General features: G+C 65.9%; 6 protein-coding genes. 4 read left to right on the top strand and 2 right to left on the bottom strand.

The window, feature by feature from the left end; all coding sequences use genetic code 11:
• The first annotated feature begins 119 nt into the window (after window positions 1-119).
• Complete coding sequence (locus FJ943_RS18640) at window positions 120-620, top strand: hypothetical protein (RefSeq protein ID WP_246671906.1); 501 nt, start codon at window positions 120-122, stop codon at window positions 618-620.
• Window positions 621-776: 156 nt separating this feature from the next.
• Here FJ943_RS18640 and radC read toward each other — a convergent pair whose 3' ends face one another.
• Window positions 777-1,538, bottom strand: coding sequence for a DNA repair protein RadC (gene radC / locus FJ943_RS18635; protein WP_140723675.1), 762 nt, complete (start codon window positions 1,536-1,538; stop codon window positions 777-779).
• A 594-nt stretch (window positions 1,539-2,132) separates the two neighbouring features.
• Window positions 2,133-2,960 (bottom strand): type I methionyl aminopeptidase, encoded by an 828-nt coding sequence (gene map, locus FJ943_RS18630; protein WP_140723672.1) that lies wholly within the window; start codon window positions 2,958-2,960, stop codon window positions 2,133-2,135.
• Window positions 2,961-3,285: 325 nt separating this feature from the next.
• Between map and FJ943_RS18625 the strand changes: the two genes are divergently transcribed.
• From FJ943_RS18625 to FJ943_RS18615, 3 genes are all read left to right on the top strand, one after another.
• A complete protein-coding gene (locus tag FJ943_RS18625) occupies window positions 3,286-3,582 on the top strand; it encodes a DUF982 domain-containing protein (RefSeq protein ID WP_015317559.1) in 297 nt (98 codons plus the stop codon).
• Window positions 3,583-3,740: 158 nt separating this feature from the next.
• Complete coding sequence (locus FJ943_RS18620; protein WP_023769988.1) at window positions 3,741-4,004, top strand: DUF6074 family protein; 264 nt, start codon at window positions 3,741-3,743, stop codon at window positions 4,002-4,004.
• A gap of 317 nt (window positions 4,005-4,321) precedes the next feature.
• A complete protein-coding gene (locus FJ943_RS18615; RefSeq protein ID WP_140723670.1) occupies window positions 4,322-15,352 on the top strand; it encodes a hypothetical protein in 11,031 nt (3,676 codons plus the stop codon).
• Window positions 15,353-15,498 lie beyond the last annotated feature (146 nt).

Below are 15,498 nucleotides of genomic sequence, written 5' to 3'. Positions count from 1 at the left end.
AAACTGCAACATCGGATTCGTTCCTGATGGGCACCGGTGGCGATACGAAGCCTTGATCATTATCTGGTTGGTTGGAAGGCCAGAGGTAATTGGTGATGTCGTTGGGGGTGTTCGTGGGAATGAGGCGCGCTGCCGCCACGGTGCTTTTCCTTGCCTTGGCCTGCGGCGCTGCCGGGGCCGGTACGGAGAATTGGCGTTTTGACACGGCCAATGACGGCCTCGTCACGGCGTCGGTCTATGCCACCAACAAACTGATCACCGGAGGCGGCGCGCTGAGCTACAGCCCGGTGCTGACCATCGCTTGCCGGGCTGACGGCGAGCCGGCCTGGACCGAATGGCTGCAATTGAACGACGCGGTCTCCGCCAGCCGGAAGATCACCATGTCGGTCACCATCGACGGCGCCGGCAAATTCGACGAGAGCTGGTCCGTCGGCACGCGAGGCAGGCAGCTGATGCGCGACGGCGCCGATGGCATCAAGCGCCTCGTGCCGGCAAACCGCCTGCTGCTGTCATGGCGCTTCGGATTGTTGTCGGGGCGTGGCCAAGCCGATTTCGACCTCGCCGGCTTCGACGAGGCGGTCAGCCAGATTGCCGGCAGCTGCAAGACCGATCGGCCTTGATTTTAGAAGAGTGGCGATCTTTTGGGCTGTCGCCACTGGAAGATTGATCCGCGAGTGCGCGGCATCAGCATCGTCCTTTCCACAATTGAATGATTTTCAAATTCCGGCCAGGATAATCGCCAGCGCCGTGGCGTTGCCGTCTCACGAATACAAGACCTAGATCAGCAACAGGCCCTTCATGCTGGCGTATCCTTTGCGCCCGATGATGATGTGGTCATGCACGGAAATGCCCAGCCGTTTGGCGGCTTCGATGATCTCTTTCGTCATCTCGATATCGGCACGCGACGGCGTCGGGTCGCCGGAAGGGTGATTGTGGACCAGGATGATCGCGGTGGCCGACAGTTCGAGCGCGCGCTTGACCACTTCCCTGGGATAGACGGGCGTGTGGTCGACCGTGCCTGTCTGCTGCACCTCGTCTGATATCAGCGCGTTCTTCTTGTCGAGGAAAAGGATGCGGAACTGCTCGCGCGCCTCGAACGCCATGGCCGAGCGGCAATAGTCGAGGAGCTGCTGCCATGACGAGAGGATTTCGCGGCCCTGAACCTCGCCGCGCGCCATGCGCTGGGCGGTTGCCGCGACGACCTTCAGCTCGAGCGCCACGGTCGGGCCGATGCCCGTGACCTCCTGCAACAGGCCGACGGGCGCGCCGAGCACTTCGGCCAACGTGCCGAAGCGGGCCAGCAGCGCCTTCGCGACCGGCTTGGTGTCGGCGCGCGGGATCAGGCGGAAAAGCAGGAGTTCCAGAAGTTCATAGTCGGGCAAGGCATCTGGGCCGGCCGAGGCAAAGCGCTCGCGCAGACGATCACGGTGGCCGAGATAGTGAGGCTTTTCGGCGGGAGCCTGTCTGGCCTTCGTGTCTTGCCGCACTGGCACCTCGGAGAAGAAACTCCGCTCGTCGTCATCGCCCTGTGTCGCCATGTGTCGCCCATCCAGCCCGAGCAATGATCGCTGATCCCCGCGAAACACTAGGACGGCGGGCAGGGGCGGTCGAGGTCTTTTCGGCGGCAAGGAATAAGTAAGCCACCGACCTCGACGCAATGTTGCGGCAATGGGGGTCGCGCAAGCTCACGGCATCGCCATTGATGGCCCCGCATCGGAGAACCAAGATGCCCAGCCTCGTTCGTATCCTGCTGTCCGCCGGGCTGCTTCTGAGCTTCAGCCCTGCAATGGCTGCCCTGGTGATCGATGCCGTACCCGCCGGTAGCCGCTCTGATCAGAACCTCCCGATCCATTTCATCCAATACGATGATCCTTGCACGGACGGCCGTTACAGCGACGGTAAGCCGCATAACTGCCGGGAGCTCCTGCGCATGCTGGACCGCCGGGAGCGTTATCGGGAACGGCACGACAATTACCGGCGCGAACGCTACGATCCCTGCATCAATGGCAGGGTTAGCGACGGCCGTCCGCGCAGTTGCCGGGAAATAATGCGCCGGCTACGAGATCAGGACGAGACTGGCGGCCGCGCAAACACTGGAAATAGGCCGCTATTCAAGACCTCGCCACGGCGTCCTAAACCGGCAGGCCGGGGCGGTCGAGCTTTTTGGGCGACAGCGTGAAAATCTCGCAGCCGGTGTCGGTCACGCCGATCGTGTGCTCATACTGCGCCGACAGCGAGCGATCGCGCGTCACCGCCGTCCAGCCGTCCGACAGGACTTTCACATGCGGCCGGCCAAGATTGATCATCGGTTCGATGGTGAAGATCATGCCGGCGCGCATTTCCACGCCTTCATTGGCGCTGCCATAATGCAGGATGTTGGGGGCATCATGGAACAGCTGGCCGACGCCGTGGCCGCAGAAATCGCGCACCACGGAGCAGCGCTCCGCTTCGGCGTAGGTCTGGATGGCGGCGCCGATGGTGCCGGTGCGCGCGCCCGGCCTGACCGCGGCGATGCCGCGCATCAGACACTCATGGGTGACCTCGAGCAGGCGTTCGGCGGCGCGCTTGATCGTGCCGACCGGATACATGCGCGAGGAATCGCCGTGCCAGCCATCGAGGATGTAGGTCACGTCGATGTTGACGATATCGCCATCCTTCAGCGGTTTGTTGTCGGGAATGCCGTGACAGACGACATGGTTGATCGAGGTGCAGGACGATTTCGTGTAACCGCGATAGTTGAGTGTGGCCGGCAGCGCGCCGTTGTCCATGCCGAACTCGAAGACGAAACGGTCGATCGTGTCCGTGGTGACGCCGGGACCGACCATTGGCACCAGCTCGTCCAGGCAGCGCGCGGTGAGGTCGCATGCCTTGCGCATGCCGGCAAAGCCTTCCTCGCCATAGAGGCGGATCTGGCCGGTGTTTCTGAGCGGTGCAGTGGCGGCGTCGAGATAGGTGACCATTTTGTCCATATAGAAGTGGCGCGCGGCAGGAGTGAGGCGCGTAAGTGGCACCAGATTTGGCACTTGGGGGCGAAAGGTTCAAGGAAGAACTGCCTGATGCGGTCCCGGCCGCCCGGATATTCGCTTGCCGAGGCAATGCTTTTCCGTTTTTCGCGGCGTTGCTTTCCACTGCCGGGCCGCCTGGTGCCGGCAGGCTTTGCCTTTGCCGCTGCAGCAAAGCGGCGACTTTCCGCAGTGACGACACATTTCCGTGGCACAAAACGAACGAAGCAACTTTTGACGACGAACGGCGTTGCTTGGGCGATGCCGGTTCGGGAGATGTCGAATGGACAGATTGCAATTCGAGGTGCCGGTGCGCATCGCACCAGGCCCCGGCTTGCCCGTCGAGGAAATCTACAGCGTCGAGCAGGCGCTCGATTTTCTGCAGGATTGGCCGGCACGCCGGCAGGGGCCGGTGTATCAGAAAGCCTTCAATGCCTGTTTCGGTGCCACGGTGGATGTGGTCGAGACCGAAGACGCCTGCCGGGCGTTCATGGCGTTCTGCCGTGTCACCGGACTGATGGCCGGCGACATGATGGTGCCGCGCAAGCGCGGCGGCGAGGCGAGAGCACTGCCGGCCTGAGGGCCGCCGGGTGAACCAGTTCGGGTTCGAAAGTACATGACAATTCGCGTGCGCGACGCATCGGCCGGTCACCGTTAAGCTTCCGTTTCCACCTTCGCTGTTAGCCATTGCTTGTTCGGCAATGGTTGATTCGTTGCGTCAGTTTCATGGTTCGGAAGATGTACCCAGAAAAAGTCCGTGCGTTCCCGATCGATCGTCAGCTATTCTTGGTCAGGGAAGTTGCCGCCAAGCTCGGCAATCTGCATGGCGAGACCGCCACCTCGTTCTGGAAGGCAAAAGCGACGGAGTTGCTCGATCTCGTTGTCGGGACGGGCAGGGACAGAACGGCAGCCAGCGACGAAGTACGCAGGTTCTTCCTGGCCGTGCAAAGAGAATTGTTGGCTGAGTCGAACGGTGAGTCCGTGCCAGTTCTTTCTGCCTGAAGAAGATATCGCTCCAGGATTCGCACCACTTGCTCCAATAGTGCGTAATTCCAGACATTTATTTTGATTACTGTGTCTTAACCGCAACATTGCATCTAAATTATCTCATCTAAATCCTTGGGGATACCCGGCTGCATCTGCAATCTGATAGGTTGCATTAGCAGGGGGTGATTCGTTCCGGTTGGCGCGGATCGGGGGGAATTATGATGACGGGTGTTCGCAGGAGCGCAGCCGAATCTCGCGTTGTTCCGGCCTGGTTGAAGCCACGACTTCTCGGTGTTTCAGGCTTCGCGGCAGCGGTAGCTGTGATCTTGGTCATGGCGGCGACGCTTTTCATCGGTCCGACCGGTGCCGCCCACGCGGCTTGCGTCGCAGCCGGCAATGTCGAGAACTGCACGGACGCGCCAAATGCCGATATCAGCTACACCGCACCGGGCGTTACGACGCTCAACGTCAATACGCTGACGATCGATCCCAACCGGATATCGTTGACTGGTACCGGAGCGAACCCGTCGGCCGGCACGGAAGTCCAGCACTACACCTGCAGCACCGGCAACGCGGCCGATTGCACAATCACGCCGGGAACACCCGCCAGCGGCGGGAATCCTGCGACAGCCGAGACCTGCGCTGTCGCCAGTGGCGCGCCGTCCGGCACGACCTGCGTTGCTCCTCCCGTCACCGCGGCAGGCGGACCCTCTGGCAATTCCGGTCCGACACTTACGGTCAACTACAACCAGCCTGCGGCCAACACCAATGCATCCGGCAGCGGCGCGGTGATCGCGACCGGCACCATCGGCGTGCTCGGGTCCTCGAACGGCAGCCGTGGCGGCAATGGCAGCAACGGCTATGTCTTTTCCAACGGCGGCGACGGCCACGACGGCGCCGATGGCGGCACGGTTACGGTCAACGTCACCGGAGTTGTCCAGACGAGCAACAATTGCGTCTTGCCAATGGCGTGTCCCAACGCGGGCATCGTGGCCAGCAGCGTCGGCGGCGATGGCGGCGACGGCGGTGATGCCAAGGGCATCTCGGGCAATGCCGGTGACGGTGGCTTGGGCGGCAGTGGTGGCACGGCGACGGCCAACTTCAATGGCGGAAGCGTCGAAACCTCCGGCAATTATTCGGCCGGCGTCGTCGCGATTAGCCAAGGTGGCCATGGCGGCAACGGCGGCGGCGGTGGCGGCCTGGTCTTCAACCCGGGCGGCGGCAGCCCGGCAGGCAGTGGCGGCAACGCCAATGTCTTCACCGGCGTCGGCACGACGATCGTCACCCGCGGTATTTATTCGCATGGCATCGTCGCGCAATCGATCGGCGGCGGCGGCGGCGGCAGCGCAGGCGGTTTCGGCCTCTTCTCTTCTTCCGGCGGCAGCGGCGGCAATGGCGGCAATGGCGGCATCGTCCAAGTCACCAACAATGCCGCGATCACCACCTGGGGCAATAATTCGCAAGCCATCCTCGCCCAGACGATCGGCGGTGGCGGCGGCGACGGCGGCTCAAATTTCGGCCTGTTCGCCTCCGGCGGCAGCGGCAGTCTCGGCGGCAATGGTGGTCCGGCCAATGTCGTGACCGTCGGCGTCACCAATTCGGGCGCGATCGTCACCCACGGCCAGGAATCGAACGGCATCCTTGCCCAGTCGATCGGTGGCGGCGGCGGCAATGGCGGCAATTCGGGCGGTCTCGTGTCGCTTGGCGGCAACGGCGCCTCGACCACCAATGGCGGCATCGTCGAAGTGACGAACACGGCCGCCGGTTCGATCGACACCGACGGCAAGCAGTCGGCCGGCATCTTCGCGCAATCTATCGGTGGTGGTGGCGGCAATGGCGGTACGTCCGGCGGCCTGTTCTCGGCAGGCGGCAAGGGCGGTGCCGGCGGTAATGGCGCCCGCGTGACAGTTACCAATGCCGGCGATATCGAGACAGGCAAGAACTCGATCTTCGACAGCACTGCGGCGGTCAATTCGGCCGGCATCTTCGCGCAATCGGTCGGCGGCGGCGGCGGCAACGGCGGCGGCGCCTTCTCCGGTGGCCTTGGCTTCAGCGTAGCCCTTGGTGGCGCTGGCGGCAGCGGTGGTACGTCCGGCGCGGTCGAGGTGCTGCGGGACGCCAGCGATACCGCCTATTCCATCATCACCCATGGCGACCAGTCCGACGCCGTGTTCGCGCAGTCTATCGGTGGCGGTGGCGGCAATGGCGGCTTTGCGGTTTCGGGTGCGGTCGGCCCCCTTGCCCTTGCCATGGGCGGAGCGGCCGGCAATGCCAGTGACGGCAATACGGTGACGGTGGAGACCGCCGGCTCGCTGACAACCTACGGCGACGGCTCGCGCGGCATCTTCGCGCAATCGATCGGTGGCACGGGCGGCAATGGCGGCGCGGCGATCGCGGTCGCTGTCAATGCGACGGGAACGTTCGCGGCGGCGATCGGCATCGGCGGCAATGGCGGCAAGGGCGGGGCGTCCAAACTCGTTACAGTGTCGAGCCTGAGCGACATTTTGACATCTGGCGACAATGCCGCCGGCCTCGTCGCGCAATCGGTCGGCGGCGGCGGTGGCAATGGCGGCTATTCGATCGGCGGTGCAATCGGCGGGATCGGTATCGCGGTCAACATCGGCGGCCAAGGCGCCGGCGGCGGTGCCGGTGCGGATGTCATCGTCGGCAGCTCCGGCTCAATCCATACGAAGGGCGAGAACTCGACCGGCATCCTGGCGCAATCGATCGGCGGTGGCGGCGGCAATGGCGGCTTTACGGTCTCGGCGGCAATCGGCGTCGGCGCGGCAAGCGTCGGCCTTGGCGGAGCCGGCGCCGACGGCAGCAACGCTGGAAACGTCATCGTCAACACCGACGGTGCCAACCATGCGGTCACCATGGCCGCCTACGCCGGCACCTGGAATCTCGTCACCGAAGGCAAGAACGCCGTTGGCGTCCAGGCCGAAAGTATCGGCGGCGGCGGCGGCAATGGCGGCTTCTCCGGCAGTCTGACACTTGGCGGGGTGGCCGCCGTAGGCGTCAATCTTGGCGGCAAGGGCGGTGGCGGTGGCGATGCCGGCACGGCGACCGTCAACAATGGCAAGAAAGTCGGCAATGTCGTCACGCAAAACAGCATCCTGACCATCGACGACGGATCGACCGGCATCCTGACGCAGTCGATCGGCGGCGGTGGCGGCAATGGCGGCTTTGCCGTGACGGTGAGTGGCTCCGGCTCCTATGAGGGTGCAGGCGGCGCGGCGGCGGTATCGATCGGCGGCAGCGGCGCCACGGGCGGCGTCGGCAAGGATGTTTTCGTCACCAGCTACGGCAACGTCGCCACCTACGGCAAACAGGCTGACGGCATTCTGGCACAGTCGATTGGCGGCGGCGGCGGCAATGGCGGCTTCAGCGTCGCCGGCACGTTCACCACCGGCGCGTTTGGCGCCTCGGTGGCGATCGGCGGCAGCGGCGGCACCGGCCAGCTCGCCGGCGCGGTCACCGTGACCTCGACTGGCAACATCCAAACGCATGGCGACCAGTCGATCGGCATCATGGCGCAGTCTGTGGGCGGCGGCGGCGGCAATGGCGGCTTTGCCGGTTCCGGCGCGATCACGCTGCAGGGCGCGGCAGCAGCGGTCGGCCTCGGCGGCAATGGTGCCGGCGGCGGCAGCGCCAAGACGGTCAAGGTCACCTCGACCGGTAACATCACCACCTATGGCGACCAGTCGATCGGAATCCTGGCGCAGTCGGTCGGTGGCGGCGGCGGCAATGGCGGCTCGACGGTTTCACTGGCTTTGGGTCTGGATGCGGGCATTGCCGTTGGCCTTGGCGGCAAAGGCGGCGCGGCGGGCGCCGGTCTCGACATCACGGTCGTATCGACCGGCAATATTTCGACTGGCGCGGGCTTCACCGCTGGAGACATGCGCGGCACGGGTGCCGCCGGCATCCTGGCGCAGTCGGTCGGCGGCGGTGGCGGCAATGGCGGTTTCGCCGGTTCGCTCGGCGGCGGCAAGTCGATCGCTGTCGGCGTCTCGCTTGGTGGCAATGGCGCCGGTGGCGGCAGCGCTGATATCGTGAAGGTGACCAGCACTGGTGACATCGCGACGAATTTCGACAATTCGTCCGGCATCATCGCCCAGTCGATCGGCGGTGGCGGCGGCAATGGCGGCTTCGCGGTTGCGGTCTCCGGCGCTATCGGCGATCCCGATGCCGCTACGGCGGCTGTCGCCATCGGCGGCAAGGGCGGCGTCGGCGGCGTCGGCAAGGACGTGACGGTGACGAGCGCCGGCACCATCACAACGACCGGCAAGTTCTCCAACGGCATTCTGGCGCAATCGGTCGGCGGCGGTGGCGGCACAGGCGGCTTTGCCATCGCGGGCTCGGCGACGACAGGCAATGCCGGCATCGGCGTCGGCGTCGGCGGCAAGGGCGCCACCGGCTCGACCGCCGGCAAGGTGGTCGTCAACAGCTACAGCCTCGTCGACGGCAACGGCCAGCCAGTGCTGCAGGCGCCACCGCCAAATACCGTTTCGATCTGGACCCAGGGCGACAATTCTTCCGGCATCTTCGCGCAGTCGGTGGGCGGCGGTGGCGGTTCGGGCGGCTTCGCCGGCAGCCTTGGCGTCGGGCTTGGTGGTGGCGGGCTGGGCGTCAGCATCGGTGGCGGCGCCGGATCCGGCTCGAATGCCGACACGGTCACTGTCACCAGCTACAACAACATCCTGACGCAAGGAAAAGATTCTTTCGGCATCCTGGCGCAATCGGTAGGCGGCGGCGGCGGCAATGGTGGTTTCGCCATCGCGCTGTCAGGCAGCAACGCCATGGCAGCCAGCGTCGCGGTGGGCGGCTCCGGCTCGAGCGGCGGCGCCGCCGAGGCCGTCACCGTCACCAGCCACGGCAGCATCGAGACCGATGGCGACGGCTCGCATGCGATCTTCGCACAATCGGTCGGCGGCGGCGGCGGCAATGGCGGCGGCGCCGTGGCCGGCACGCTGACCGGCCGGGGCGCGGGCAGTCTGGCCGTCGGCGTTGGCGGTTCGGGCGACAATGGCGGCGACGCCAAATCGGTGACGGTCATCTCGACCGGCGATCTCAGGACCGAAGGTTTGAAGGCCGACGGCATACTGGCGCAATCGATCGGCGGCGGCGGCGGCAATGGCGGCTTCTCGGGCGCGCTAGCGGTCACCGCTGGGCAGGGCGCGGTGGCCGTCGGTGTCGGCGGTTCGGGCGCCGGCGGCGGCAATGCCGATACGGTCACCGTGACCTCGACCGGCAATATCGTCACCATCAAGAACGGTTCGAACGGCATCCTGGCGCAATCGGTGGGCGGCGGCGGCGGCAATGGCGGCGCGGCTGTCACCATCGCCGGTTCGGCGCAGCAGGCGGCAGCGGCCGTTTCTGTCGGCGGCAGCGGCGCCAAGGGCGGCACCTCCAAACTGGTCACGGTCAACAATACCGGCACGATCGGCACGACCGGCGACAAGGCGAATGGTATCCTGGCGCAGTCGATCGGCGGCGGTGGCGGCACCGGTGGTTTTGCGATTTCCGGAGAGATGGTGGTCGACGGCGCCGGCGGCGCCGCGGTCAGCGTCGGCGGCAAAGGTGGCGCCGGCCAGGATGGCGGTGCTGTTATCGTCAACAGCAATGTCGGCACCACGCTCGCCAACAACAATACGACCGTCCACACCGTCGGCGGGGATTCGAACGGCATCTTCGCGCAGTCGGTCGGTGGCGGCGGCGGTGACGGCGGCTTCTCAGGCGCGGTGTCGGTTACAGGCCAGAATGCCAAGGCCGCTATCGGCGTCTCGATCGGCGGTTCGGGCGCAGGCTCCGGCGACGGCAAGACCGTCAACGTCACTTCGGTCGACAACATCCTGACCGAAGGCAACGGCGCGAACGGCATCCTGGCGCAGTCGGTCGGCGGCGGCGGCGGCAATGGCGGTTTCTCCTTCGCCGCGACCATCAAGGGTTCGCTTGGCAAGAACCCGGGCAAGAACGGCGCGGTCTCGGTATCGCTTGGCGGCGGTGCCGGTTCGGGCGGCGACGCCGAGAAGGTCACGGTCGATTCCACCGGAATCATCCAGACCGGCGGCGACAAGGCCTTCGGCGTGCTGGCGCAGTCGGTCGGGGGTGGCGGCGGCACAGGCGGGCTCAGCGTGGCGGCGGCTCTGAACCTCGGTGAGGGCGGCAACCAGATTACCGCCGCGGTCGGGGGCGAGGGTGGTGGTGGCGGCACGGGCGGCGAGGTGCTGCTGACGCGCCACGGTTCGACCATCACAACCGGCGATCAGTCCGTCGGCCTCTTCGCACAGTCGGTTGGCGGCAGCGGCGGCAATGGCGGCATGGCGATCTCCGGCGTGATTGCCGGCACCGACGCCAAGACCCTGTCGGCGAGTGTCGGCGGCTTCGGCGGCGCCGGCACCAACAGCGGCAAGGTGACGATCGACAACACAGGCGCGATTTCGACCTACGGCATCGAATCCCATGCCATCCAGGCACAGTCGATCGGAGGCGGAGGCGGCAATGGCGGCATGGCCGTCTCGGCGGTGATCGGCTCGCTCGGCACCGGAACCAACTTCAATGCCGGCGTCACCGTCGGCGGCTTCGGCGGAGACGCCGGTTTTGCCGGCGACGTCTTCGTCACCAATCACGGCCTGTTGCAGACTGGCTTGCTCGCGGCTGGCCAGACCACGACCAATGGCGACGGCGCCCACGGCATCTTCGCGCAGTCGGTGGGCGGCGGCGGCGGCTCCGGCGGCAACGCCATCACCGGCGTGCTCGGCCTCAACGGCAACAATGCGGGCACGCAGGTCAATGTCAGCGTCGCGGTGGGCGGCTCGGCCGGCAACGGCAACACGGGCGGCAACGTCACCATTAGGCAGTATGGCGGCATCGAAACCAGCGGCGTGGGCGCCTTCGGCATTCTGGCGCAGTCGATCGGCGGCGGCGGCGGCACCGGCGGCCGAGCCAATTCGATCTCGCTGCAGCTTGGTGCGAAATGCACCCTTCCGAAAGTCTGCGAACCGGCCGGTGGCAAGCCGAACTGGAACCTGCAGGCGACGGTGGGCGGCGCCGGTGGAACCGGCAACGACGCCCTGACCGTCGATGTCGGCAATTATGATTTCATCACCACCCATGGCGACAAATCGTCCGGCATCGTCGCGCAGTCGATCGGCGGCGGCGGCGGCATCGGCGGCGACGCTTATGTGGGGACGGGCGGCCTCCTCGCGATACCTTACGTGCCGGTCGATCCGACGCTGCTCCTGAAGCCGCTCGGCACCAGCAGCCTGACCAGGTCCGGCACGGTCGCCATTGGCGGCAATGGCGCCGGCGGCGGCAATGGCGGTACGGTCATTGTTGCCAATGAAGGCGTGATCACGACCCACGGCACCAAGTCCGACGGCATTCACGCGCAGTCGATCGGTGGCGGCGGCGGCGATGGCGGCGATGGACAGGCCGGTGCGCTCGGCACCGTCGGCATCGGTGGCCGGGGCGATGCCGCCGGCAATGGCGGTTCGGTCACCGTCACCAACGGCAAGACCGACCTTAGCCAGGCCGGCACGGCCATTATTGAGACACACGGTACGTCGCCGACCCCGCCAGAGGACGGCGCTCCGAGCGCCGATCCGGAGCAAGGCTACTCGGCCGGCATCTTCGCCCAGTCGGTCGGTGGCGGTGGCGGCACCGGTGGCGGCGCGGGCGGCCTGCTGTCGCTTGGCGGTTCAGGCAAGGCAGGCGGCACCGGCGGTCACGTCACGGTCGACAATTATGGCGGCATCCTCACGCATGCCGATGATTCCGTTGGTATCTTCGCGCAATCGATCGGCGGCGGCGGTGGCGCCGGTGGCTCGCTCGGCATCAGTGCGATCGCCGTTGGCGGCTCTGGCGGCTCAAGTGGCAATGGCGGTGGGGTAGATATCGTCAACGAAGCCATGATTGAGACGCACGGCATCGATTCTTATGCAATTCAGGCACAGTCGGTCGGCGGCGGCGGTGGTTCGGGCGGCGGCAAGAATGGCGGCATTACCGGCTCGATCCCGGCACTCATTTCGATCGGTGGCGCCGGCGGCTCGTCCGGTATCGGCGGCACGGTCAATGTCACCAACAACAACAGCCTGCATACCTACGGCGCCGGCGCCGACGGCATCAACGCCCAGTCGATCGGCGGCGGCGGCGGCTCGGGCGGGCGCGCGATCGGCTTCATCGCCGTTGGTGGCAAGGGCGGCGATGTCGGCAACGGCACCATCGCCGGCAGCCATGGCGGCGGCGGTGCGGTCACCGTCAACAACAATGCCGCAGGCACAATCACGGTCGAAGGCGTCGGCGCGCATGGCATCTTCGCGCAGTCGGTTGGCGCCGGCGGCGGCTCCGGCGGCGGCGCCTTCGGCGTCAGCATCGTGCCGGTCGCGATCGGCGTCGGCGGCGGCGGCGGCAGTTCCGGCGATGGCGGCGTCGTCACCGTCAGCAACCATGGCGATATCACGACAGTGTCCGCCTCATCGGTCGCGATCTTCGCCGAATCGATCGGCGGCGGTGGCGGCACCGGTGCAATGAGCGTGGCCGCGAGCCCGGTGCCCGGCGCCTTCACCTTCGGCATCGGCGGCGACGGGGATGCCAATGGCAAGGGCGGCAACGTCAACGTCACCAATTTCAGCGACGGCATCATCCACACCCAGGGCTTCGGCTCGACGGGCATCATGGCGCAGTCGGTGGGCGGCGGCGGCGGCGCTGGCGGGGCCTCCTATTCCGTATCGGCCGGCCCGCCCGGACTTGCCATCGCGCTTGGCGGCAAGGGTGCGGCCGGCGGCGACGGCGGTGTCGTCACCGTCATCAACAATGGCGCCATGCAGCTCGACGGCGACAATTCCGTCGCGATCTTCGCGCAATCGGTCGGCGGCGGCGGCGGCTCGGGCGGTACCGCGATGGCCGCGGCGATCGGCGTGCCGGTGTTCATCGGCGGCGACACCGGCGTGACCGGTAAGGGCGGCGATGTCACCGTCACCAACACGGGGCAGATCGTGCTGAAGGGTAATGGCTCGGTCGGCATATTCGCGCAATCGGTCGGCGGCGGCGGCGGCGTGGTGACGGCGGGCACCGATGGCATCGTCCAGGCAGTCGCTGGCGGCAGCGGCGATGGCGGCGTCGTCACGATCAACAGCAATGTCGCCATGCTGATCACCGGCGACAATTCCGTCGGCGTCTTCGGCCAGAGCATTGGCGGCGGCGGTGGCGTCGGCGGCTTTTCCGGCAATTATCTCGGCCTCGACCAGGCCCCGGCCCCAAGCAGCATGATGATGAAGGCCCTGGGTGCGGCACCTCAGGGCTTCTCCGGCAGTGCCGGCGGCGCGGGCATCGGCGGCGACGTCAAGTTCGAGCAGACCGCCAACCTCTATGTGACCGGTAAGAATTCCTCCGCGCTGATGGAGCAGAGCTCCGGCGGCAGCGGTGATCTCGCCGACAATGGCGACATCGACGTCACCATTGCCAAGGACGTGATGATCATCGGCGGCGCGGGAGCGGGTGCCGGCGTCAGCTATCTCGACGGCAAGGACAACGTGCTGACCAACAACGGCGTCGTCGGCGCGGTCACCGGAGCCGACGGTTGCATCCCCGGTGTCGACACAGGCTGCGTGCGCAAGATCGACGGTTATGCCATGCGCGGCGGCGTCGGCAACGATACGTACAACAATTTCTACGACACGATGGGCTCGGTTGCTCTCGGTCGCGGTCAGAATGCCTTCAACAACCAGAAGAACGCCATATACCGGATGGGCGACACCGTCGACCTCGGCGAGACCGGCCAGTTCAGCAATGACGGCTATGTCGCGCCGGGCGACCTCGACAACGTCTTGACGACCTATGTCACGGGCGACTGGACACAGTCGGCGACGGGTATCTACCTGCTCGACCTCGATCTCGATCCGCAAGCCGACCAGATCAACATCACCGGCTCGGCTGATCTCAATGGCCTGGTCAATCTCAACATCATGGAACCGGGCGCCGCGAAGCCGGGCACTGAGGAGTATCTCATCCTGCATGCCGATGGCGGCGTGACCAACAATGGGCTGGAGCTCAATTCGATCCCCAGCGCTGTCGCGCAGTATCAGCTGCTCTACCCGAACCCCGAAGAGGTCGTTCTCAATGTCGATATCAACTTCGCCCGCACCGGCTTGACTGAAAACCAGACCTCGGTCGGCCAGGCTGTCAATGCCATTCAGACGGACCTGACCTCGCCGGCCTTCGAGAAGATCGCCGCGGCGCTGTTCTATATTCCGACGCTCGATCAGCTTGGCGCGGTCTACGATTCGATCTCGGGCGAGGGTGTTTCGGGCTTCGAGCAACCGCAGTTCGACGCCTATGACACATTCATGGCCTCGATGAACCGCCAGGCCAATTTCTGGCGCACCGGTCTTGGCACCGATCCGACGGATCATTCCGTCGCGCCGCAGGCTTATGACGAGCCGGCGACGAAGAAGGATCCGTTCAAGGCCATGCAGCCGGACGAACGGCGCTGGAGCTACTGGGCAACGGCTGGCGGCAATGCAGGCGACCTGAGCGGCGACGCGGTCGTGGGCAGTGCCGAAAATATCTACAGGGGCGGCAACTTCGCGGCGGGTCTCGAGACGACCGGCGATTCCGATGCCGTGATGGGCTTCGCGCTGGGTGGCGCGGCGGCGTCCTTCGCCGTCGACGGCCGCCAGACCTCCGGCAACATCATCGGTGCCCAGGCCGGCGCCTATGTCGCGCGCAAATGGGATCAGTTCTACATCAATGGCGGACTGGCCTTCGGCCTCTACAACAACAACGTCCATCGGGCCACCTCGGTCCCTGGCTCGGACACGCCGCTCGATCCTGTGCCCGCGATCACGGCGGAGAACTGGCGCGGCAATTTCCTGAGCGCAGGATTTGGCACCAATGTGGAGGCCGGCTGGCGGCAGCAGGTGGGCCAGGGCGCCATCACGCCGTTCGCCGCGCTCCAGTTCTCATTCCTGTCGATGGATGCCTTCGATGAAACGTCGCTTGGCAACGGCGCGCTCGGCTTGAGCTACGACCACCGCGTCGTCACCTCGCTGCCGGTCTCGCTTGGCCTGCAACTCGACACGACGATCGCCATCGGCGGCGACCAGTCGCTGCAGGCCTGGGGTCGTGCGGCATGGGTCCACGAGTTCGAACCTGACCGTTCCGTCAGGCCGAGCTTCCAGGCAGCGCCGGGCTATTCCTTCGTGGTCCAGGGCGCCGCTGCAGCCGAGGACGCGGTCGCCGTCAACGCCGGCCTGAAGATGAACTGGAGCAACAACACCTCGATGTTTGCCACGTTCGATGGTAAGTTCGGCGATGGCGTGCAGACTTATGGCGGCAATGTCGGTTTCAAGGTGAACTGGTAGGCAACAGCGCGGGAGAAGCGAAGAGGCTCGTGGAATCCCCTTGTTGACGCGCATGCCATTCAAGCCTGGCGCAGGAGTCTTGGATGGGTGACCGAGGCGGACAAACAAGAACACCGTGCCCGGGGATTGTCTCGCGCCCATCGGGG

Origin of the sequence: Mesorhizobium sp. B2-3-10 (genome assembly GCF_006442275.1) — a bacterium.
GTDB classification, from domain to species: domain Bacteria; phylum Pseudomonadota; class Alphaproteobacteria; order Rhizobiales; family Rhizobiaceae; genus Mesorhizobium; species Mesorhizobium australicum.
Note: the sequence above shows the minus strand (reverse complement) of the source record. Positions and strands in the feature narration are given on the sequence as shown.

Bases quoted from the DNA above. Each gene is read 5' to 3' on its own strand.
- FJ943_RS18640 (WP_246671906.1), top strand. From the start codon at position 120: ATGAGGCGCGCTGCCGCCACGGTGCTTTTCCTTGCCTTGGCCTGCGGC.
- radC (WP_140723675.1), bottom strand. From the start codon at position 1,538: ATGGCGACACAGGGCGATGACGACGAGCGGAGTTTCTTCTCCGAGGTG.
- map (WP_140723672.1), bottom strand. From the start codon at position 2,960: ATGGTCACCTATCTCGACGCCGCCACTGCACCGCTCAGAAACACCGGC.
- FJ943_RS18625 (WP_015317559.1), top strand. From the start codon at position 3,286: ATGGACAGATTGCAATTCGAGGTGCCGGTGCGCATCGCACCAGGCCCC.
- FJ943_RS18620 (WP_023769988.1), top strand. From the start codon at position 3,741: ATGTACCCAGAAAAAGTCCGTGCGTTCCCGATCGATCGTCAGCTATTC.
- FJ943_RS18615 (WP_140723670.1), top strand. From the start codon at position 4,322: ATGGCGGCGACGCTTTTCATCGGTCCGACCGGTGCCGCCCACGCGGCT.